This is a genomic window from Sphingobacterium sp. WM, from assembly GCF_029542465.1.
In the GTDB taxonomy this organism is placed as follows: Bacteria; Bacteroidota; Bacteroidia; order Sphingobacteriales; family Sphingobacteriaceae; genus Sphingobacterium; species Sphingobacterium cellulitidis.
The window spans coordinates 1,494,146-1,515,656 of record NZ_CP120709.1 but is presented as its reverse complement, the minus strand read 5'-3'; the positions used below and the strand labels follow the sequence as shown (position 1 = coordinate 1,515,656).

At 35.3% G+C, this 21,511-nt stretch carries 21 protein-coding genes; 10 read left to right on the top strand and 11 right to left on the bottom strand.

What is annotated here, in order from left to right; all coding sequences use genetic code 11:
* From PZ892_RS06475 to PZ892_RS06460, 4 genes are all read left to right on the top strand, one after another.
* Positions 1–1,053, top strand: coding sequence for an alpha/beta hydrolase (locus PZ892_RS06475; RefSeq protein ID WP_277712519.1), 1,053 nt, complete (start codon positions 1–3; stop codon positions 1,051–1,053).
* 57 nt (positions 1,054–1,110) lie between these two features.
* Positions 1,111–1,986 (top strand): TonB-dependent receptor, encoded by an 876-nt coding sequence (locus PZ892_RS06470; RefSeq protein ID WP_277712518.1) that lies wholly within the window; start codon positions 1,111–1,113, stop codon positions 1,984–1,986.
* Positions 1,987–2,019: 33 nt separating this feature from the next.
* A complete protein-coding gene (locus PZ892_RS06465; RefSeq protein ID WP_277712517.1) occupies positions 2,020–3,981 on the top strand; it encodes a TonB-dependent receptor in 1,962 nt (653 codons plus the stop codon).
* A 174-nt stretch (positions 3,982–4,155) separates the two neighbouring features.
* Entirely contained in the window at positions 4,156–5,238 is a 1,083-nt protein-coding gene (locus PZ892_RS06460) for a TlpA disulfide reductase family protein (RefSeq protein WP_277712516.1), read from the top strand.
* Between the two features lie 93 nt (positions 5,239–5,331).
* On the opposite strand, the gene PZ892_RS06455 is transcribed toward PZ892_RS06460, so the two are convergent.
* From PZ892_RS06455 to PZ892_RS06445, 3 genes are all read right to left on the bottom strand, one after another.
* Positions 5,332–6,453, bottom strand: a complete 1,122-nt coding sequence (locus PZ892_RS06455) for a lipid A-modifier LpxR family protein (RefSeq protein ID WP_277712515.1) — start codon at positions 6,451–6,453, stop codon at positions 5,332–5,334.
* Positions 6,454–6,490: 37 nt separating this feature from the next.
* The gene (locus PZ892_RS06450; RefSeq protein ID WP_277712514.1) at positions 6,491–7,288 is read right to left on the bottom strand and encodes a caspase family protein; all 798 of its coding nucleotides are present in this window, start codon (positions 7,286–7,288) and stop codon (positions 6,491–6,493) included.
* 362 nt (positions 7,289–7,650) lie between these two features.
* Entirely contained in the window at positions 7,651–8,175 is a 525-nt protein-coding gene (locus PZ892_RS06445; RefSeq protein ID WP_277712513.1) for a DinB family protein, read from the bottom strand.
* 200 nt (positions 8,176–8,375) lie between these two features.
* On the opposite strand from PZ892_RS06445, the gene PZ892_RS06440 reads away from it, so the two are divergent.
* Positions 8,376–8,921: a GNAT family protein gene (locus PZ892_RS06440; RefSeq protein WP_094257186.1), complete on the top strand. Its 546-nt coding sequence runs from the start codon at positions 8,376–8,378 to the stop codon at positions 8,919–8,921.
* A gap of 28 nt (positions 8,922–8,949) precedes the next feature.
* Here the strand turns inward: PZ892_RS06440 and PZ892_RS06435 are convergent, their stop codons facing one another.
* Positions 8,950–9,441, bottom strand: a complete 492-nt coding sequence (locus tag PZ892_RS06435; RefSeq protein WP_277712512.1) for a GNAT family N-acetyltransferase — start codon at positions 9,439–9,441, stop codon at positions 8,950–8,952.
* A gap of 165 nt (positions 9,442–9,606) precedes the next feature.
* Between PZ892_RS06435 and PZ892_RS06430 the strand changes: the two genes are divergently transcribed.
* The 3 genes from PZ892_RS06430 (at position 9,607) to PZ892_RS06420 (ending at position 11,226) form a co-directional block, all read left to right on the top strand.
* Positions 9,607–10,107, top strand: coding sequence for a hypothetical protein (locus PZ892_RS06430; RefSeq protein ID WP_277712511.1), 501 nt, complete (start codon positions 9,607–9,609; stop codon positions 10,105–10,107).
* Between the two features lie 79 nt (positions 10,108–10,186).
* Positions 10,187–10,570 (top strand): hypothetical protein, encoded by a 384-nt coding sequence (locus PZ892_RS06425; RefSeq protein WP_094256960.1) that lies wholly within the window; start codon positions 10,187–10,189, stop codon positions 10,568–10,570.
* Entirely contained in the window at positions 10,570–11,226 is a 657-nt protein-coding gene (locus PZ892_RS06420) for a sigma-70 family RNA polymerase sigma factor (protein ID WP_277712510.1), read from the top strand. The genes PZ892_RS06425 and PZ892_RS06420 overlap by 1 nt, the downstream gene beginning before the upstream one ends.
* 173 nt (positions 11,227–11,399) lie before the next feature.
* Here PZ892_RS06420 and PZ892_RS06415 read toward each other — a convergent pair whose 3' ends face one another.
* The 5 genes from PZ892_RS06415 to PZ892_RS06395 all read right to left on the bottom strand — a co-directional run bounded on the left by PZ892_RS06415 (position 11,400) and on the right by PZ892_RS06395 (position 17,193).
* The gene (locus PZ892_RS06415) at positions 11,400–11,828 is read right to left on the bottom strand and encodes a hypothetical protein (protein WP_277712509.1); all 429 of its coding nucleotides are present in this window, start codon (positions 11,826–11,828) and stop codon (positions 11,400–11,402) included.
* 1,362 nt (positions 11,829–13,190) lie between these two features.
* Positions 13,191–13,793: a hypothetical protein gene (locus tag PZ892_RS06410; protein WP_277712508.1), complete on the bottom strand. Its 603-nt coding sequence runs from the start codon at positions 13,791–13,793 to the stop codon at positions 13,191–13,193.
* A 162-nt stretch (positions 13,794–13,955) separates the two neighbouring features.
* Positions 13,956–14,549 (bottom strand): hypothetical protein, encoded by a 594-nt coding sequence (locus PZ892_RS06405; protein ID WP_277712507.1) that lies wholly within the window; start codon positions 14,547–14,549, stop codon positions 13,956–13,958.
* Positions 14,550–14,658: 109 nt separating this feature from the next.
* On the bottom strand, positions 14,659–15,285 hold the full coding sequence (locus PZ892_RS06400; RefSeq protein ID WP_182498866.1) for a response regulator transcription factor: 627 nt from the start codon (positions 15,283–15,285) through the stop codon (positions 14,659–14,661).
* A gap of 3 nt (positions 15,286–15,288) precedes the next feature.
* Positions 15,289–17,193 carry an ATP-binding protein gene (locus PZ892_RS06395; RefSeq protein WP_277712506.1) on the bottom strand — a complete coding sequence of 635 codons (1,905 nt, stop codon included), beginning with the start codon at positions 17,191–17,193 and terminating at the stop codon, positions 15,289–15,291.
* A 184-nt stretch (positions 17,194–17,377) separates the two neighbouring features.
* Here PZ892_RS06395 and PZ892_RS06390 point away from each other — a divergent pair, with 184 nt between their 5' ends.
* On the top strand, positions 17,378–18,448 hold the full coding sequence (locus PZ892_RS06390; RefSeq protein ID WP_277712505.1) for a hypothetical protein: 1,071 nt from the start codon (positions 17,378–17,380) through the stop codon (positions 18,446–18,448).
* Between the two features lie 147 nt (positions 18,449–18,595).
* Here PZ892_RS06390 and PZ892_RS06385 read toward each other — a convergent pair whose 3' ends face one another.
* Both PZ892_RS06385 and PZ892_RS06380 read right to left on the bottom strand, forming a co-directional pair.
* Entirely contained in the window at positions 18,596–19,150 is a 555-nt protein-coding gene (locus PZ892_RS06385) for a hypothetical protein (protein WP_277712504.1), read from the bottom strand.
* Positions 19,151–19,739: 589 nt separating this feature from the next.
* Entirely contained in the window at positions 19,740–20,348 is a 609-nt protein-coding gene (locus PZ892_RS06380) for an ATP-binding cassette domain-containing protein (RefSeq protein WP_277712503.1), read from the bottom strand.
* A 167-nt stretch (positions 20,349–20,515) separates the two neighbouring features.
* Between PZ892_RS06380 and moaA the strand changes: the two genes are divergently transcribed.
* Positions 20,516–21,511 carry a GTP 3',8-cyclase MoaA gene (moaA, locus tag PZ892_RS06375; protein ID WP_347176397.1) on the top strand — a complete coding sequence of 332 codons (996 nt, stop codon included), beginning with the start codon at positions 20,516–20,518 and terminating at the stop codon, positions 21,509–21,511.

Sequence of the window (21,511 nt, the reverse complement as noted above, 5' to 3'; positions counted from 1 at the left end):
ATGAAAAATATACTTATTTATTGCCTGACCTTTATTTTCCCCTACCTGTTACAGGCTCAGGAACATAAAGAGATAAAAATTTTAAGCAAAGAGGAGGTTAGCAAGCGTTTGCTGCCGCAATTTTCGCCACTTGCTTTCATGCCAGTTATGGAAGTTAATTTAAAGCATATTAAGGAAGAAAGAGAGAAGCAGGGGAAATTGGAAATCCCTAAAATTAGCAATGCGGATAGCGTTGATATTATCTATAAAAAGATTCCAGGTTTGAATGCTGGCGATCCCGAGATTCCAATCAGGATTTATAAGCCTAAAACTTCGGAAAAGACTCCCATATTTTTATGGTTCCATGGCGGCGGTTATGTTTATGGCAGTTTAAACTGGGACCATCAGAATTGCGCGAGTATTGCGGTTCGGTCAAATGTTTTGGTTATTTCGGTAGATTATCGATTTGCACCAGAGCATAAATATCCAGCTGCAGTTCATGATGCCTATGCTTCATTTTTATGGAGCATCAAAAATGCTCCGCAACTCAATGCAGATCCATCTTTAGTAGGTGTTGGAGGTGGTAGTGCAGGTGCAGGAATTGCTGGAAGCTTGGTCTTGATGAATCGCGAGAAGAAAGGTCCTGAAATAAAATTACAAGCCCTATTTTTTCCTCCGGGAAATATCGATACCACTTCTGTTTCAATGCGTGAATTATGGGAAATCCCTGGGGTGAAGGGTGCAGATATTCCTATTTTATTATCCTATTACTTTGGAGAAAATTATAAAAACAATTTGCCGAAAAACGCCATTTTAGGGGAAATTGAGGATTACAGAAACCTACCAGCTACCTACTTAGCAACATGTGGAGTAGATCCATTAAGAGATGCGGGATTGGATATTGGGATCAAGTTAATTGAAGCTGGAGTTCCTGTTGAATTACATAATTTCCCAGGTTATCCGCATGGGATGTTACCAGAAAGAGTGTTCCCAGAATTATATCATTTTCTCAAAACATATTACTATTTAGATCATTCCCTAAATAAAAATACATTGGCAAAATCACAGGATTAGAAATATAACAAGCCAATAATTCTGCGCTTAAGATAAGAACCTTTAAATTCTAAAAACATGAAAATTAAGATACCCTTTATTGGCTGTCTAGCCCTTGCTATGCTTATGCTGTTCAACATAGAGATTACTTGGGCCCAGGGAAATAACATCTTGGGAAAGATTCAAGATGAGCAAGGAATTCCTATTTCGGGAGCAACCATCAGAATCAAAAACAGCAATCGCAGCGTTCCGTCGGCTACAGATGGAACATTTGAAATTCTTAATGTAGAATCTCAGGAACTAACCTTGCAGATTAGTTTTCTAGGATATCAAAATCAAGAACTGAAAGCAAGTGCTGGGCAGTTCCTCACTGTAATATTATTACCATCCAGCAATACGATGGATCAGGTTTTTGTGACGGGGACCTTTGACAAACGAAAGCGAATGGATGCTTCAGTAGCGATTTCCACCTTAAATGCGAGTCAGATGGAGAAATTAGCGAGCACTTCAGCAGCCGATTTATTAAAGAATGTTCCTGGAGTTTTTGTGAATTCTTCATTGGGTGAAATTAGAAACTCGGTGGCTAGCCGTGGGATAACAGTAGGAACGCAAGATGGAAGTTTTGGATATGAGTATGTTTCCATGCAAGAAGATGGGATTCCTATTACGAATGCCACTTACTTCAACTATGGTCCGGACTTTTTCTTACGTCCAGATGTGACTTTATACCGTTTAGAGGCTGTGCGTGGTGGTACAGCATCCATAACAGCGGCAAATGCTCCTGGAGGGATTTTTAATTATGTTTCCAAAACTGGATCAGATACTAAGGAAGGAGAAGTTCGCTTAAAATATGGACTATTGGATCGTGATGGGCATAGTTATTCACGGGCTGATATTTCCTATGGGGGTCCATTGGGAAATAACTGGTATTACAATATTGGCGGTTTTTTCTGATATGACCAAAGTGGACGATATCCAGGATATGCCATGAACAATGGTGGACAGGCGAAAGGAAATCTAATGAAGAAATATTCCAAGGGTACATTAAAAGTATTTGTAAAATACTTGAATGATAAAAATGGTTATGCACAATTCATTCCGACCCACGGCTTTGACAATCCCGAGCCTGCAAATGGTTTTAATATTTATTCCAGTGTTCTGATGCCAGCGCTGGATTATTCTTCTCAAGACTTTATTTATGGAGGCTCAATGAAGTTCAACCCAAGGAACCTGGTTCACAGCAAATATCGTTCAGTTGCCATGAATTGGGAGCATCAGTTAGGCAACGATTGGACCTTTAACAATGCGGCTAGATATGCCAAAAACAATATTTTATACAATACTCCGGGTTCAGTAACCACAATGAGTGCCACAGATATCACCTCCTATTTCTTGTTATCGGGGATGACAGGTCTAGGCATTGGTTCTTATTCTTTTAAAAATGCGAAGACGGGAGAAGAAATGATGCAAGTGGCATCTGCTTTAGGTCCGGGTGGAATGCCTAATTATACGGTCAGCAAAAATGAGCTACCGGGTCAGGATTTATTGGCAAATGGAGTATTCATGACCACGTTTGGGGCCTACCACAACGATGTAAAGGAGTTTATCGATCAATTCAGTTTTCAGAAATCGACAGCTAACATGAACTTTACCATTGGTGGATATTTTGGTCACACCAATGTTGAGCGTTATTCAGGTATTGATGGTGTTGCAATCAGTACCATTGAAAACCGTCCTCAATACTTGACATTGGATTTTACGGGCGGAACACTAGGCGGGACCACAGGTCTACATCAGGTGACAAATTCGGATGGGATTGCGCAGGCGAATGGGGATAATGGAGCTTCCTTAACCTTTCATGCAAAACAGAGGTTAGCGGCTTTATTTTTCGGTCATTCCTGGAATATCAATCCGAATTTAACATTCGATTGGGGCGTCCGATATGAAAACATGAATGTAAAAGGGAATAATGATCGCGTATATATGAAAACCGGAGTCCAAGGAGGAGTCGATGGAGATCCTAAAACTTTCTATGACAATAATACGGTTGATAGAATATCTTCCGTAGACTTCAATAAAACCCTGCACAGTTTTTCATTTTCCGGAGCACTGAACTATAAATTCAATGAAAATTTAGCTTTATATGGCCGATATTCTCAAGGTAAGAAAGCACCAGATTTGGATATTTACTTTGCAGCAAACCGAGAGGAAACCATTGGATTGTTAAACCCACAGCAAAGAACCACACAACAGGTAGAATTGGGGTTAAAGGCAAGAACCGATCAATTAAATTTATTTGTCACTCCCTTTTACAGTATGTTAAGTGGGGTTCCAAATTCTCAATTTTTCCAAGCAGAAAGTGGCGGATTCTATGTTCCTGAGATGCTTTACGGAAAATATAGTACCCTTGGAGTTGAGGTTGAAGCAGATTGGCAGGTATATAAATCCTTGAGCGTCCGAGGAATATTAACTTTACAAAAATCCAAAATCAATAACTTGGAGCAATGGGTAGCCAACGAACCTGGACCAGATGATGATACAAAAATCTCATATTCAGGCAATGAAACGGACAATAATGCTCGTATAATTATGAACATCACTCCTACTTATACCATTGGAAAATTCTATAGTTTCCTTACTTGGTCATATCTAGGGAAAAGACAGGCGAATGTGGTCAATGCATTTACATTACCAGCTTTCTCACAATTTGATTTTGGTGCAGGATATGATATCAACAAAAGACTCAAATTGAGTCTGAATGTTAATAATTTATTGAACAAATATGCAGTCATGAGTTGGGTCAGGCCAGGTGGAATCTTAGAATCTTTGGCGGGGAATAATAGTTTCACGAAAGAGCAATATGATCAAGCTGTAAAAAATAATGCTTTATATTCTACAGTTTCCAATCCTCCAAGAGCATTTTATTTAACCGCGACCATTAAATTTTAAAAACAAACCTCACTAATTATTATATCTAATCAGGCGAAAAGGAATCTCAGTTTCGCCTTTTCTTATGATTATTTTCTAAAATCTATCAGGTTATAACTATAAAATATAAATAGAATTAAAAAGTCAATTCAATTTTTATTAACTTAAAGCATCCATTCACTAACCAATTGTTAAATGAAGTATCTATCTCTTTTATTGCTGATTTTCACATATTTCACTGTCCAAGGTCAAAAGGGTAGTTTTACCATAAATGCTGAAATAACAGGTTTTCCTGATGACACTAAATTTCATCTTTCTAGTCTTGGCAAAATTAGTGATAGTTATATCGGCACGATGAAAGATGGGAAACTGACTATTAAAGGCGAGGTTTTGGAACCATCAAGTTATCGCTTACAAGCTGAAAACGGCCCATATGTTTCCTTGTGGATTGAAAAAGGCACTTGGATAGTTAAAGGAGATAGTTCCAGTTTTGATAAATTAATTGTTGAAAATTCAGAAATTAATAAGTTAAATAGAGAAATTTCAGATCAACTTTCACCCTTATGGGATAAGCATAGTATGTTATATGAAAAGATTGAAGCAGAAAGCGATAAGGAGAAGAAAAAGATTTTGATCAATAAGTTAAGTCAATTTGGGGATTCTATCGATCGAGTGAGGGTCATAAACATTTTTTCCTTGGAGCCCTCCTACCCCTTGATGCAAGAGGTTTATTTTTTAAGAAACACCCTTTCAAAAGATAGTCTTAAGCTGGCATATGATCGATTTCCAGAAACCATACAAAATGGTTCCATGGGGAATTTTATAAAGGATTTTTTAAAGACCACTTTGCTTAAATCTGGAGATATAGCTCCCAACATCGAGGGTAAGACTGTAGATGGAAAATTAGTGAAGCTAAGTGATTTGAGAGGTAAGATGGTTTTATTAGATTTTTGGGCTGCATGGTGTGGACCATGTAGGCTAAGTAATAAGCAATTGATTACCTTATATAATCAGTATAAGGATAAAGGTTTTGAAATTTATTCCTTTAGTATAGATACGAATTTTAATGCATGGACAAAGGCGAGTCAGGAAGACCAGATTACCTGGACGAATGTTTCTGACCAACTGGGCATGTATTCTCCTGAAGCCATAAAATATAGAATTCAGGCTATTCCTAGGGCTTATCTTCTTGACAAGGATGGTAAGATCCTGGAAATATTTAGAGGATATTCAGAGGATAATCATGAATTGATTGAAAATCACTTAAAAGGTTTGTAATAGCAGGCAGTATGAACATGAGCCCATTAATGCCTGCAGAGATAATACGAGTCCTATGCGTTAGTCTTTAATGCTGTTGCTATTGGAGCATATTTACCATGAATACCCTAAATAAACACCACCCCAATAGTGGGTTCTTTGAAGTTCAGTTTTTAATTCTGATGTTCTTCCGGCATTAACGGCCCAAGTGACATCCAATGATCTTTTTGTATTTTTAAAGGGAATATGAGCACTTATTCCGGTTGTCCATTCAAGAATTAGATGATTAGTTTGGTTCCAATTCAAGGTATGGACTGAATTTCGCCAAATTGTTCCATTTAGCATGGCATTATAGGCCATAAAAGTAGGTTGAGCAGAAGCGAATACATATATTTCACCTAATTGTCTACCAGAATTATTATCTGTAATTCGTTTGCTCATATTTCCTAAAGGATTGAATTCTTGTATCCAGTTCCTGGAATCTAATAATCCTAATCTTAACGAGGCAAAACCATTTACCTGAGTATAATAACCCACAGAACCACCTGTACCAATTTTCATATCGAAATAGGATCTATTTTGTTTTTGTGACGGTAAGTCAACGACTCTTTTTCCAAGAGATAATGCATATAAGAATGCCGGTGCAAAGCCATTAGCAATTTGATTATGCCAACCACGTGGGGTATAAGGAGGCTTTGTATCATTTTCATTTGCATGTTCATGAATTTTTGTTTGTACCCATTTCCCTATATTTAAACCAAATGCTCCTATATTCAATTCTGACCTGAATACCATATCTCTTTCTGAGTCGATATATCCTCTTTTAGTAGATAGCGCTAGTAAAAAAGCATAGGGTCGATCATTAGTTATGGGCTCGGTAGATCGAAGGTCATCCGGAGTGAAGGCAGTGCCATTTAATGAAATTGATGGCGGCAGTACAATTGTATTTAATCCTTGAGTAGTGTTTTTCCCTAATATCCAATTATCAATTTTGGTAACCGGAGCAAAAATAAACCAAGATTTATATCTAAGACTTGAAATACCGAATCCAAAGCCCATCGTATAATTTTGGTCGGTTGCTTTAGGAAAAAGTTGAATGGGATTCAAATCTTCATCTGAATACAACTGGAAAGTTGTTATGGTATCTATAAATATTTCAGAATTATTTATAGATGATTGGGCGAAAAGGTTGCCTACTAATAATACCATCGTTAAGGAAAGGAAGATATTTTTCATGATTAATAATTTGAGGTAATTTGTGGAAATTAATTATTTAGGATCTCGGGAAAGAGGCTTGGTCCCTAAAAGGTACTGCGATTTTATCATCATCGAAATTGAAAGAGAGATTGACTCCCCTTCTACTTATTTCAGTATAAACAGGTTCTTGATTATCTTTTATTTTTTTATAAACTTTTTTGAATAGATCCCGGAATGATAAATTACTTGATGTATTTACGAATTGGAATAAAGTTTTAGTAAATACAGATCCACTATTGTCTAATTGAGCTAAGCGACCATCAAGTGAAGCACCTAAGTAAATAATTTCTGCGGAAAGACCGTCAAAATTATTTGTTTCTGATTTTTTAAAAAATGTTTCTCTATGTACATTTTTTTTATTCAATTTATAAGTTGTACCTGATGAGCATGCATCAACTACAAAAATAATTTGAGTTCCTTCTTCAAATTTGCAAAAGCAATCAAAGAGGTCATTATCAAGAAGTTTATCCCCATTATCCAAAAGAATGATTTCATCTTTTCGATCAATTTCACCTGGATCATTTTCAGCGCGTTGTTGGTCGCCATGTGCTGTAATATAAAAATATAATCTGTCAGAAGATTTCATTAAACTTGCAAAATACTGAAGACATTCTAACACCTCTTTGCTTCCTATCATAGTACCTTCCAAAAGCTTATATTCACTAATCGGAACAGGAACCTTGGCCAATAAACTATACCACATTTTCATGTCAGAGAGAGCCGCAGGATTGTAATGGTTAACTCGAAGAAATAATGAATAATATTTTACTGAAGAACCTAGTTCATTATTCGGGTTTTCATTTAATTGCTGCATAACTTAGAGTTTATACTGTAAATAAAAAATGATGTAAAAATAATTGGCTTATTCAATCTAATAATCAGGTACTTTCGGAAAGTATATACTAATTTAATTTCTTTTCTCAATAAAATAAAATATTATTGATGTTTGATGAAAAAATAGGCTACTACTAGCTAATAAATAAATATTTTTAACAAAATATTAATATTAAACATTGGTTTAAACGTCTAATGAGTCAGTTATCAAACTATTAGGAAAACAAAAAGAACACCTATATTAAATCGGGAATATTTACTAAATAACCCTATAAAAATTCAGCCTCTAAAATATTCTTTTAGAGGCTGCTTGATGATTACTCAAATATTAATTTTTATTTCCTAATATCCAATACTATTATCTACATCGTATTTCATACTAGGATAGTCTAAGATTCTACGCATTAAGGCCATCTGACCACATAGGTAATCCTCTCTTCCAATACACATACCAATGAAGTTCAATTTGTCTTCTTTGATGAATGGAATATCCATATGGATTTCAAAAATTTCTGCGAGTTGATTATCATCGGCATTCAATAATGTCTGATATACTTTTGGTGAAATGTGATGAAAATTATCGAGTAATTGCTTTAAAGAAGGGTATTCTTTCTGTGGATCTAGAGTTTTTCCCATATAAAATAGGTCTTGATAAGGATCTTCTTCTTTTAATCCCAAAATTGACCCCATGCTATAACGTACATTCACATAATTTCCAGCCATCCAAATTAAATTGTTTGTGCGGTCTTCAACTCTTTTCTTGGAATCTTCTTCAGAGACGCCATCCAATACATTGATAAACGTCTGGGTATGCATTCTATAGGCAGGGATAATAATATTCAATTGTGCTGATTTTGCTCTTTCCATGATTTTTTATTTATTAGTGTTAATCAAAGTTAGCCTATCAATCGGGGGAAAAACTTGCCCTATGACAAGAATTATGATTTAATAGGTTGGTTATGGGCAAAATAAAATATAAATTTGATTCCCACTCATAATCGATCGGTTTATCTACCTAGCATCAATAGAATAGTTTGGGCACCAATTATGAAAAGAAAAAAATCAAAATGAAATTAATTGTAGATGAGGACATCGTTTTGGAAGGCTCTTCCATCATGTATGTTTCTGAGTTATTCGAAATCATTCAAAACAATAGGGATTATTTATCGGTATTTCTTCCTTGGGTGGACCACATGGCGAAGGAAGCAGATTTTAGAGAGTATATTCTAAATGCAATTTTTAAAAATCAGGAGCATTATGAGGCGAGTTTTACCATTATATATCAAGGGAAAGCGGTAGGTCGGATTGGATTACATCATCTCAATAGGCACAATAAATTAGGAGCAATAGGATATTGGATCGATCAGAAAAAGAATGGTAAAGGCATTGTGGTAAAATCCTGTAAAAGATTGATAACCTATGGATTTGAAGAATTGGGATTGAATAGAATTGAGATAAAAGCAGCTGTAGAGAATCTAAAAAGTCAGGCTATTCCGCAAAAATTGAATTTTAAAAAAGAAGGGATTCTCAGGCAGGCGGAATATGTCAATGAAAAATACCTGGATTTAACCTTATATTCCTTACTAAAAGATGAATATCTGGCTTCCAAGTAGTTTGAAAGATAAAAGATGCTACCTTCAATTATTTGAGATCAAATTCAATGCAATTATCGTCTAAATTTTGGATTTCTATGAAGTTCAACCTTTGCAATAATTCAATTGCCTTTTTATTATCCTGATTAGTAATTGCAAAAATACGCTTCAGCTTTAAGTTAGTTCTTCCATAATCAATGGCTTGCTGAAGTGCCTGAGTCATATATCCTTTGCCATAATAATCAGAAAGCAAAATGCAGCCCAGTTCTCCAGCATTATCTTTGAATCCACGATAATAACCACAAGTGCCAACAATTTGCATGCTTTGCGAATCATAAATTCCCCAATGAATAGCTTCCCCATTTAAATAATCCTTATATATTTTCTCAAGAGTTTCAATGGTTTCAATTTGGGTAGATGGCAAAACTCCATCATAATAACAGATTTCCATAATTTCGTCCAGGTCAGAAAGAGCTATTTGCTTTAAAATAACCTTTTCACCTTTAACAGTTGGATAGTTAGGATCTTGGCTTAACTGCATTTTAATTATATTTATTCTAGTCTAAAATACTGGAAAATCTATTAATTTTAGTTTTGTTGCAAACATTTATTAAGCGGTTGATATTTTGTTAAATATCCATCAGCTTTTGGTTGTTGGATCCTGATAGAATAACTAGATTTAACAGAAAATTCATCACATTAATCAATGGAGGATTTAATTCTAAAAACTTGCCTTATCAATGATAAGAAGTATAAGATTAAGAATGTCCGAAAGATAGATCATTCCAAATTCACTCTACTTTCGGAAATGCTGGATAAAGATGTTAGTGGATTAGACCCTGAGTTTTTGGATGGGGTTTTATTAATGAGCTATCAAGATAAAATTCTCATGGATTACAGTTATTGGGATGATATCACAGATCTCTGGCATTATTTTATCAATTCAATTGAAGAGTTGCAAACCGCATCAAAAAGCTATTTTACCTTCCCTAGTCAACCCTTACCTGTGTCCATTGAATTAAATGCGGATAGAATCAAGATGACCATTGATGAAAACAGCATCAATATAGATGCAAAATCATTTTTTGCCATTATGATTCAGGAAGCGATAGATTTCTTTTCAAGGTTAAAAATATTGTTTCCCAGACATGAACTTGAATATAGCCTTGCATTGAACCGGATTGAAAAAATCAAAGCTGGATTTTAGGAAAAAAATCCAATTCTCTTGTAACCTTTCCAGTTGTCACTTACCCTAATTAAGTACAAACTTATTAAAAAGAAAAAACATGGAAAGTTCAATCAAGAATACCAGTTTGGTATCAACATTCAATTTATTAAAATACACATTTGTCATTGTACCTATTGTTGCTGGCGCGGACAAATTCACTAACTTGCTTACAGATTGGTCCCAATATGTAAACCCATCCTTTGCGTCCCTGTTGCCGGTTTCAGTATCGGTATTTATGATGATTGTTGGGGTTATAGAAATTGTGGCGGGGATTATTGTGTTCAAGAAAGCTGAAATTGGAGGTCTTATTGTTGCGGCATGGCTGACCTTGATTGCAATTACCTTATTAGCGGGATTTATGTATGTAGATGTGGCAGTACGTGATTTGGTTATGGCCATTGCCGCCTTATCCATGGCCAGACTAGCAAAAATAGTAGGATAATGATCATGAATCAGACAGAGCAATTAACGGAACCTGAAATTATCGAGCGCATATTACATGGAGAAAAGCCATTGTATGAGATCATTGTCAGGCGCTTTAACTCCTATCTCTATAAGATTGGCCGCTCTTATAATTACAATCATGAGGATACGCAGGATTTAATGCAAGATAGTTATATCGATGCATTCAAAAGTCTGGCTCAATTTAAACAAGGTTCCAGTTTTAAGACCTGGATCATCCGGATTATGCTGAATAACTGCTATCGTAAAAAACAGAAGTTCAGCTTCAAAAACGAACTTGCCAATGAACTTATTAATGAAAATGTAAGGCCTATGTTCAACAACACAAATAACGACGCTCAAAGGGAAGTTTATAGCCATGAATTGGGGAAAATAACTGAAGCTTCCCTGCTGAGGATCCCGGAAGATTATAGATTGGTTTTTGCACTTAGGGAGATCAATGGGTTAAATATTTCGGAAACTTCAACCTTGCTCGACATCAGTGAAGCTAATGTTAAGGTTCGCCTGAATAGAGCAAAGGGCATGTTGCGTTCTGAAATTGAAAAATCCTATTCCCCAGAAGAACTCTTCGATTTCAATCTATGCTATTGTAATCCTTTTACCGAAAGAGTCATGAAAAAAATTGAAGAAATTTAATTCTTCGGCTGAGTAAATACGAGAAGTTAACACCCATTTTTCTAGCAAATAATCCATCAATTTCTCCTAGAGAATTGAAATAAAGAAAGGTCATTTGATAGGTTAAAACCATTTCAAATGACCTTCATAGTGTAGTATTATCTTGAAAAAAACTTTACTAATTTGGTTCTAAATTATTGCTTTGTCCCTTCGAAGCTATACATTTTTTCACCTTCAGAAGTTACCTTAGCAACAAAAGATACCGCCTTATTTGACACGGTATAAATGAAAATTCCATTTGGCTCAGTGGAAGTGGTCAGAATTCCTTGACCTGCATTATTATAGACCTGAACCTCTTTTACAGGCAGATTTAAACTGCTGTTCTTAGCAGTAATCTTTATTTTATCATTCGATACTTTTGTTACCTCGATCAGCTCATTATATTTATCATCTCCACCAATAATTTTTATTGTCCCTTTATAGGTTCCTACAGCGGCGTCAATATTGCCACCTCCAGTGTCAGGATTATCGTCATCCTTAGAACAGCTGGAAACAATTGTTGCTAATCCTACCAACATAATTAGCATAGCAAACATCCCTTTTAATTTGATTATTCTTTTCATAATAAATATTTAATTTTTCTATAGATCTATTGGATTTTATGGAGTAAATCCTTTCTGAAATGCATTTCAGATGTTTACTCAGTTGTGTTTATCAAAAATATAGGCTGAAGGAATGTTAGTCAATCCCTAAATATCAGTATTGATTTTACCTGAAATCAGGTAATTTTTGTTGGATGTGGAATGGATATATGAAACGGCTTGTAGGGGCGGATTGCATACGCCCATTTATGATAAAATGGGGTTACAACAAATATGTCGCCCCGATGGGGTTTGATAATGTAGGATGGAATGGATAATGGATATTTAAAACGCATTGTAGGGGCGGATTGCATACGCCCATTTATGATAAAATGGGGTTACAACAAATATGTCGCCCCGATGGGGCTGTATACTGATAAATGATTTTTTGCTACAAATATGTCACCCCGATGGGGTTTGATAATGTAGGATGGAATGGATAATGGATATTTAAAACGCATTGTAGGGGCGGATTGCATACGTCCATTTATGATAAAATGGGGTTACAACAAATATGTCGCCCCGATAGGGCTGTATACTGATAAATGATTTTTTGCTACAAATATGTCACCCCGATGGGGTTTGATAATGTAGGATGGAGTGGATAATGGATATATAAAACAGATTGTAGGGGCGGATTGCATACGCCCATTTATGATAAAATGGGGTTACAACAAATATGTCGCCCCGATAGGGCTGTATACTGATAAATGATTTTTTGCTACAAATATGTCACCCCGATGGGGTTTGATAATGTAGGATGGAATGGATAATGGATATATGAAACGGATTGTAAGGGCGGATTGCATACGCCCATTTATGATAAAATGGGGTTACAACAAATATGTCGCCCCCATGGGGCTGTATACTGATAAATGATTTTTTGCTACAAATATGTCACCCCGATGGGGTTTGATAATGTAGGATGGAATGGATAATGGATATTTAAAACGCATTGTAGGGGCGGATTGCATACGCCCATTTATGATAAAATGGGGTTACAACAAATATGTCGCCCCCACGGGGCTGTATACTGATAAATGATTTTTTGCTACAAATATGTCACCCCGATGGGGTTTGATAATGTAGGATGGAATGGATAATGGATATATGAAACGGATTGTAAGGGCGGATTGCATACGCCCATTTATGATAAAATGGGGTTACAACAAATATGTCGCCCCCACGGGGCTGAATACTGATAAATGATTTTTTGCTACAAATATGTCACCCCGATGGGGTTTGATAATTCTGAACGGAATGTATAAATGAAACGAAATGTAGGGGCGGATTGCATACGCCCTCTAACCTGTGCCCATTCAGTATAGTTGAAATAGATTTTTGTTATTCAAAGCCTATAAAAGAATTGTCGGTATTAATTGCGATGACATTGGGTTGTTCATGATTTGGGGACTTGTGGATATTATCTACGATTTGTTTAAAGGCTCTTTTGCTTTCTCGGTTCAACATGTTGCTCCAGAAGAAGACAATGGTGCTTTGATCTTTTGATACTGGGATATTGAAATTGGATGTAATGGAATGTAAGCCTTTATTATTCGGTATCTCTAATGCGGTTTTGGGGAAATAGTTGTCAAATTTGCCGTCATAGTTCCAATCTAACCTCATGGTCAATGAGGGCTTTGCATAGCAGTTTGCATGAAATGATTTTAGTTGATCTTTATCAAAGTATAAAATTTGAATAGGCTGATCGAGTTCATTACGGGAAAATTCTGCAAAGGATTTTCTGTATGTTGTAAAAGCAGAGTCTGAAACGTAGATGGATTGGGTTGCAGGGTATAGTTCTTTGAAATATTCGGTCGTTTTTTCAAAATTCACTGAATCGAATTCCTGGATTTTCTTTATTCCAGCGGCACTCATCAGGATTTTATTACAGGAAGTCAGGGATAACAACAAAGGAAAGATTAAGAACACAATTGCCTTTTTCATGAATCATTAATTTACAGATAATTAAATCTATAAAAATTTCAATAAATTTCCTATACCTTAGTTTCTATTACTCAGTTTCTATTCAACCTTAAAATTAACCAATAGCGATGAACATAATGGTTGTCAGTACCTCCAGTAATGGAAGTCAATCTATTCCAGAGGTCATAATTGAAAAACCATATCTCCTATTGATCTGACCATATTTCGTAAATCATAATCAACTTTTACATTTCCAATTTGACTGATCCTATTCCATAGATCATAGTACACCTTATCATTTCCTATTCTTTCAACTCGATTATCAAAATCATACTCGATTTTTTCATCTCCAATTTGTTCAACCGCCTGATTAAAAAAACTGTATTTCACTCTACGGTTTCCTATTCTAGAAACACTATTATCAATAGAATTATAGTCGATTCTTTGATCCCCTATCCTGTCAATCCTATCATCAAAGTCATAATGGAAGTCAAGATTTCCAATGGATCGGATTCGACCCTGAAAATCATAATCCAATCTTACACCGGAGATAGATCTAACCTTATTATCAAAATCGTAATCAATTCTATTATGGAAATCATCAACAATTACGGGATCGACTGCCAATATTTTCCCTTGAATGCTGACCAGAAAATGAGCTTCATTAAATTGGATTCCAAAGTCTTGTTTTGTTTGATTTCCACTTAACCAGATTTGCTGAGAAAAAGCAGTTTGTAATGAAATAAACAGTAATAAAAGGCCAGTAAAATATCGCATAGGTCATTAATTAAATTGTCTATTGGTAAGACAAGAAATTCAAAGATAAGTTTAACCTTGACGATTAAATTTTAAATGAATAAAAACATTGGTTTTTGATCTGAAGAGATTAATCTTCCAAGCCTAAATCCTTTATTTTCTGCAATAGGTTGACGGTTTTGTTGACATTAAATTTCTGAAGGAGATTTCTACGATGGGTATCGACGGTAAATGGACTAACAAACATTTTTTCAGCGATTTGAACCGAGCTTAAGCCTTGGGCGAGGTATTTAATGATTTCCTTTTCTCGCCGTGTAATTGGCGGGAATTCTTCAGCGAGATTCACTTGCGATGAACCCAGACTTTTTTGTGCATTCTGATCCAAATAAACCCCACCTGCATAGATATGTAAAATAGCTTTCACGATTTCATCCATCGCAGCACTTTTAAGCAGATAACCCGAAGCTCCAGCATTCAACATCCGAAGGATAACATGCCGATCATCCAAATTACTAAGGCCTAAAACCTTGATATGGGGGTATTCCTGATTGATTTCGGCACATATTTCAACTCCATTCCCATCCGGCAATTGGATATCCAAAAGTAAAACATCAATTTCTTCTTCAGACAAAATGTTTTTAAGGTCGATAGCGGTAGAACTAGCACCAATAATTTGTATTTCATCATGAGAAGCGAGGTAACTTCTTAATCCTTGAGTTATCAAGGGATGGTCATCGCATATAATAGTTCTAATCATAATTTACAATTGACATTCAATAATAATATGAGTTCCTTCATTCGGTTTGGAATCAATTTTCATGCTTCCAGACATGGTTTTTAATCGAGATTCCAAGTTATCCAATCCCATATTCCGATTGATTTTGACAGGGTCAAATCCTTTTCCATTATCTTCAGCCTCAATCAAGAGGTAATTATTCTCCAGGGAACATTGCAATAAAATATGGGATGCATTCGCATGTTTTACTGCATTGGTAACCAACTCCTGCACGATTCGATAAATCGATAGCTGTAAGTTTTTATCAGTAATAGCTTCCATCCCATGCCCATAATAGGAAATCTTGGTTTTATCTGTCTGCATAGATTGGCAGAAATGTTGAATAGCTTCATTCAATCCATTCCTTTTTAGGATTGAAGGTTCCAAGTTTTGAGCAGTATGCCTTAAATCGTTGATAACAGTTTCCAGTTCACTGATCATCATGGGGTATTCATTTTGAGATTTATCTCTCGCTATTCGTTCGACATTCATTTTCAGTCCAGTCACGCGTCCCAATAATCCATCATGGAGCTCTCTTGCCACCCTTTTTCGTTCCTGCTCCTCTCCTTCTACCAATGCTTTGGCAACATCAATTTCACGTTGTTGCCGCAGTAAAATAGTATCCTTTAAATTCCTTTTTTTACGAACGTTCCAAGCGTACCATAGCCATGATCCCAATACAAGAACTAAAAAGGCTCCACCAAAGATTAATGCTCGGTTCAACAGGTTCCTGTTTTCGAGAATTTCAATTTCTTGTTCCTTTTCCTTGGTCCGATATTGGGTTTCCATCTCTGCAAGTTGCTTTCTGAAATCCAAAGCACTTAAGCTATCATTTGCGAGTTTATGTTTTAGAATTAACTCATATGCTCCTTTATAATTCCCTAATTGGAATTCCAATTGAGCGAGTTCAGTAATAATTGCCAAGCGGCTTTTGGTCATTGCAGATCCACGAGTATCATTCAAGAGCTCGGCAAGCTCTGTTTTTGCTGCTTGCAAATTTCCTGAGTTCTTATAAATCTGAGCCTTTTCATATTTTAGGGAGTAAAAATCCCAATAAGAATTATATTCCTTGGCAGCAGCCATCCCCTTTTCAATATTTTGGAGGGCTTCTACATATTTTCCTTCCTGGTTTAAGGAGCGAGCCTTATTTTTATATAATGCTCCGGCGAGTTTTTGTTCTGGCAGTTTCTTCAAGAGCGCTTCTGCTTTCTCCAAGATTCGCATCTGTTTATCTCGTTCCTTTTGATAGAAATAGACATCGAACATATTAAGATAGGTCCAAAGTAGGTTTTCAGTTTCATCCTGTTCTGTTTTTACCAACGAGACTGCTTTTTCATAATAATCCATGGCTTTCCCATATTCATTATTATTATAAAAAACCATTCCTACATCTGTAAAATAACTCATTAACAGATTATTATCTCCTGATTTAATGGCAAAGGGAATACAATAATTTAGGGTGATGTCCAGAAATAGCTTATCATTATCAGATTGCTGTTCCAGCGATCCGTAATTATGCCACAATTTCGCTCTATAACCGTAAGCTTCAGGACTTTCTATATGCTTAAAGTATTCTTCAGCCTCCATATAGAGTTTTTGGCTTTTAGGATTATCATAGCCATAATAAACCCCAGCTTGATAAAATAAGTATCGTGCTTGTCTGTATTTATCGCCTTCGATTAATGGCTGTGCTATTTTTAAGGATTCAAAGGATTTTGCAGTATCACGATAAGACCAATAATCGGATAACTTCAGAAGGGCACTGAATTTCTCTTCTTGATTTTTTGCTTGATTCAATTTATTTGACAACTGTTCAAATTCCTGCCCATTCACAAAAAGATGGATTAAGCTTAATAAGGCGCATTTAATATAAAGCTGAAATTTGGACATTAGGTTATAAGTTACGGTGATTTTATCAATAAAAATAACCAAAAAATAAAACTACTATAAAACTAGTAGAAGGAATTAATCAATTTAGAGTATTGCCTCCCCAAAAGACGACAATTAATTTTGTTATACCCCTTTAGGTAGAAAGATATGGAACTAATAATCAACCAATATTCATGAGGTCAATATGAAAACAAGATCAATATTATTCCCTTTAATACTGCTTTTTATGATTTCCTGTGCGGGCTGCAGTAAGGATGATCAAAGTTTAGGAGGATCGGGGAAGGCATTAAAAAATTTACCGGGCAGTCTTTATTGGCAGTTTGCAGGGGATGTTGGCCAAATGGATTTTAGTTCAGGTAAGAATTCCTCCCGATTATTAGGTGTTGGTCCGGGATCATCGCGATATGACAGCTATGATATTAGTTGGGACAATAAAAAAGTTTTGATTACCATGGATGTTGAAGGGGCATTTAACTTTACAGAAAGACGGTTTGTATTAAGGGATAAAAACTCAAAACTGGACTATAATTCTTTAAATGATGGCAATAATAACTTTGATATCCGCTACGAGGCAGATGATATTGAAATTACAGATGCTCATATATCACCAGATGAAAGATTTATTGCTCTAGATGCACAGCATTTTGCAGATTTACCGGTCACTATTATTGATAGCAAGACTGGCAATCTGGTAAGCTCCTGGATGGTTAAAGGCGTCAGCTTTTTAAATTATGGTATTCCTGTTTGGACTTCCGATAACACCTTATATTTCAGGATAGGCAATTCAGTGTATAAATCATTTGCTGCCGATGGATATCAATCTGCTCCGAAAGTATTCTCCATGGAAGGGATTTCATCCCTTACCGTGAATCCCCAAGGGACAAAGTTTGCCTTTCGGAAAAACAGGCATTTATGGATGTGTAATATTGATGGTAGTGATCTAAAGCAGATCACGACGAGTCAATTATCGGAGGTAATCAGCTATGATGGGGAGCATAGGCCAATATTCTCGCCAGATGGAAAATACATTGCTTTTACCGGTGCTAGTCAAAGAGGTACCCCATGGAGTGACCACGACTATCCAGATGGTTCATGGGTAGCAACAGTGGGTGGAAAATATGGTTATATCGTCATAATCCCAGCCGATGGGAAACAATATAACCTAGAAGATAAAGATAGTGGCGCAATATGGTTAAAACAACCAGATTCAGATTACGCAGGAATTCCCTGTAGTTCGCATTTAATTTGGCGATAGATTACTTACATCTAATCCTAGGTAGAATAGGATTCTCATAGTAATAATTAATGTTTCAATCGACCAAACAGACAGGAAGTCTGTTTGGTTAATTTTTTTTGGATTTTTAAAGAACCCGCAAGACTTAATAAGGGTTATTCAAACTTCTTACAATTCACTTTTGGGCTTAATCATTTCGTATTGATAATTATTAGAAAATAGGTAATAAGAGATAATCACTGTCAAAATTAATAGGACAATTGATAAATCATAAAGCATTAAAATAATTGCCATAAAAAAGAAAGTAAAGAGTACTTTCAAAATCAACATGGGTCTATTCCCAATTGACAGGACCATCGTTTTTATGAATAGCATGAAAATCAGCAATGAAAACAGAAACACTAAAAAATTAATTCCATCAAAATAAATAATGGAGACAACCTCTTCAGGAATCATCATGATTAAAAAGAATGGAAATGGCTTTAAAAATCTTTGATATTTTGACATTGGGAAATTCAAATAGAATTTCATTTTCGTTCCTTCGAAAACGCTGTCTTGATAGATTAGGATGGAGCTGAAAAGTGCAATAGATAGTGAGCAGAAAACTATTGCCTTAAATGCGATATTATCCCCATCAGTATTAAAATAGTTTGCAACTATAATAATGGTTATTATTCCTAAGATCTTGGAACCTATCCAAATAGGAGCCATTGATTTATACATGTGAATCAAATTCAATAACCACTTGTTGTTCTTGGGGTTTAAATTTTGAATTAGAATTCCCAGTTTTCCAAATGATTCCTTAGAACTGAATCTCCTAGAATCTGTAAGGAAGACCAAAAACAATAAAAGAATCAAACAGAACAAAAGCGTCCAAAAGCCATTCAAAGATTTTAAAATAACCAGTCCTACAATGGTGGAATACAAGCTAAAAAGCAGGATAGGCAAATAGATTAAAGAAAACAGCAGCAACCAACTTTTTAACCTTTTAGATTTTTCAATAGTGAAAAAAGTACATTTCAAAAATTCTAATTTTTTAGATTTTATTTCATTATTCACAAACCTAAAGGCAAGGATAGCATAACAAAAAGCAATTATCCAAAAGAAAAGAATAAACAGAGGGTCTGTGGCGAATTTTAAAGGAAGAAATAAGGTCCAGAAGTCTCTATTATGACTTAAAAATACACCTGCAATTTGAATAAACAGGAAATAACTAGCAAATAGGCAGAAACTTATAAAAAACAACTTGGTATATTTTTTATAAAACTCGCTTACTAACACTCTGGTAAGAAATTTATTCATTTGGAAATTCTTAAGGTTGCTTTGTTAATTCGACGTTAATGGTTTCAAAAGGAAGTTTTTCAAGATGAGAAGTTAGTATGATTGTTTTTCCATTTTGTTTCTGAATCATCAAATAGGCATTCAATACAGAAATAGCATTTTGGTCCAGTGTAATGTAAGGTTCATCTAACAAGATAACATCAGGATTCCCTATAAAGGCAAGGATAATAGAAAGTTTCTTTAACATCCCGCTAGAGAAATTTGAAACGGGTTCATTATCAATATAAAGCAGCATTTCGAAATCCTGGATTAATTTTTCTACCTCATTGATACTCCCCTTTTTACAGGAAATATAAAAATTAATCAATTGTCTGGCAGTTAAAAACTCCGGATAGATCGGTTCAGTTTCTGAGAAGTTCACCAGTTTTAAATAATATTCTGGCGACTTCTTTAGTGATTTACTATTTAATGAGATTTCACCTTGAAATGATAACAAACCGGCCAAGCACTTCAATAAGGTACTTTTCCCGGTCCCATTTTCTCCTTTTACCCAATATATTCCATTTTGAAATTCTAAAAGTTCCAATTGGAGAATAAGTTTTCTCCCATACGATTTACTAAAATTCTCGACCTTCAGCATAAGGTTTAATTTCGTTGGTTATAATAAAATCTAAGTGTAATTTAAGAATATAACACAGTTAAAAATCTCAATTACTGTTAATTAACTAAAAATAACATTATTCGTTTTTTGAGCCAATAATCCATTCCCTTCCAGGAAAACATTAAGTATATTTGTTAATAGACACTATGACTGATATGCTGCAGGATAAATTTGGGAGGACGATAAATTATTTAAGGTTGGCAATAACTGATCGTTGCAATCTTCGATGCACCTACTGTATGCCAGAAAATGGCCTTTCATGGATAAAAAAGCCTGAGTTAATGGCCGATGATGAAATCCTACGATTATGCAAAATCTTTACTGAATTAGGTGTCAATAAAATTCGAATCACAGGTGGTGAACCATTTGTTAGAAAGAACTGTATTGAGCTAATGGAGAGTATAGCTAAATTGGATAATATAACTGATTTAGGAATTACCACAAATGGCCTCCTAACCGAACCTTATATTCCTCAACTCAAAAAAATTGGTATTAAATCCGTGAACTTAAGTTTGGATAGCTTAGATGCAGATCGTTTTTTTAAGATAACCCGACGGAATGAGTTCAGCAAGGTTATGGAAACCTTGGATAGTCTATTGGAGCATGATATTCAGGTTAAGATCAATTGTGTAGTGATGGATGGGCAAAATATTGATGATATTATCCCTTTGGTTGAGCTAGGCAGGAAATTACCGATTTCTGTTCGTTTTATTGAGGAAATGCCTTTCAATGGAGATTCCAAGGAAGTTTCCTTGAAATGGAGTCATCAGACTATTTACGATTATATTCAAGATCATTTTCAGGAAATTCAAAAATTACAGGACCCCAAAAACTCAACATCCTACAACTATAAAATCCCAGGATTTATTGGCGAGTTTGGCATTATCGCAGCTTACACCCGCACTTTCTGTGGCGACTGCAATAGATTAAGAATTAGCCCACTAGGAATATTAAAAAACTGTCTTTACGAGAATGGCGGCATCAATTTAAAGGATGAATTACGTTCGGGAAAAAGTGATGAAGAATTGAAAAAGATCATCATCAACAATATACAACATAAACCTAAAGATGGATGGGAAGCAGAAAATGCAAATATAGATACAGCTTTTATCCATCAATCAATGGCAACAATTGGAGGTTAA

Coding starts and splice junctions, on each gene's coding strand:
- PZ892_RS06455 (WP_277712515.1), bottom strand. CDS start 6,453: ATGAAAAATATCTTCCTTTCCTTAACGATGGTATTATTAGTAGGCAAC.
- PZ892_RS06390 (WP_277712505.1), top strand. CDS start 17,378: ATGAAAACAAGATCAATATTATTCCCTTTAATACTGCTTTTTATGATT.
- PZ892_RS06405 (WP_277712507.1), bottom strand. CDS start 14,549: ATGCGATATTTTACTGGCCTTTTATTACTGTTTATTTCATTACAAACT.
- PZ892_RS06400 (WP_182498866.1), bottom strand. CDS start 15,285: ATGATTAGAACTATTATATGCGATGACCATCCCTTGATAACTCAAGGA.
- PZ892_RS06430 (WP_277712511.1), top strand. CDS start 9,607: ATGGAGGATTTAATTCTAAAAACTTGCCTTATCAATGATAAGAAGTAT.
- PZ892_RS06470 (WP_277712518.1), top strand. CDS start 1,111: ATGAAAATTAAGATACCCTTTATTGGCTGTCTAGCCCTTGCTATGCTT.
- PZ892_RS06380 (WP_277712503.1), bottom strand. CDS start 20,348: ATGCTGAAGGTCGAGAATTTTAGTAAATCGTATGGGAGAAAACTTATT.
- PZ892_RS06435 (WP_277712512.1), bottom strand. CDS start 9,441: ATGCAGTTAAGCCAAGATCCTAACTATCCAACTGTTAAAGGTGAAAAG.
- PZ892_RS06425 (WP_094256960.1), top strand. CDS start 10,187: ATGGAAAGTTCAATCAAGAATACCAGTTTGGTATCAACATTCAATTTA.
- PZ892_RS06395 (WP_277712506.1), bottom strand. CDS start 17,193: ATGTCCAAATTTCAGCTTTATATTAAATGCGCCTTATTAAGCTTAATC.
- PZ892_RS06415 (WP_277712509.1), bottom strand. CDS start 11,828: ATGAAAAGAATAATCAAATTAAAAGGGATGTTTGCTATGCTAATTATG.
- PZ892_RS06440 (WP_094257186.1), top strand. CDS start 8,376: ATGAAATTAATTGTAGATGAGGACATCGTTTTGGAAGGCTCTTCCATC.
- PZ892_RS06420 (WP_277712510.1), top strand. CDS start 10,570: ATGATCATGAATCAGACAGAGCAATTAACGGAACCTGAAATTATCGAG.
- PZ892_RS06445 (WP_277712513.1), bottom strand. CDS start 8,175: ATGGAAAGAGCAAAATCAGCACAATTGAATATTATTATCCCTGCCTAT.
- PZ892_RS06475 (WP_277712519.1), top strand. CDS start 1: ATGAAAAATATACTTATTTATTGCCTGACCTTTATTTTCCCCTACCTG.
- moaA (WP_347176397.1), top strand. CDS start 20,516: ATGACTGATATGCTGCAGGATAAATTTGGGAGGACGATAAATTATTTA.
- PZ892_RS06465 (WP_277712517.1), top strand. CDS start 2,020: ATGAACAATGGTGGACAGGCGAAAGGAAATCTAATGAAGAAATATTCC.
- PZ892_RS06460 (WP_277712516.1), top strand. CDS start 4,156: ATGAAGTATCTATCTCTTTTATTGCTGATTTTCACATATTTCACTGTC.
- PZ892_RS06385 (WP_277712504.1), bottom strand. CDS start 19,150: ATGTATAAATCAATGGCTCCTATTTGGATAGGTTCCAAGATCTTAGGA.
- PZ892_RS06410 (WP_277712508.1), bottom strand. CDS start 13,793: ATGAAAAAGGCAATTGTGTTCTTAATCTTTCCTTTGTTGTTATCCCTG.
- PZ892_RS06450 (WP_277712514.1), bottom strand. CDS start 7,288: ATGCAGCAATTAAATGAAAACCCGAATAATGAACTAGGTTCTTCAGTA.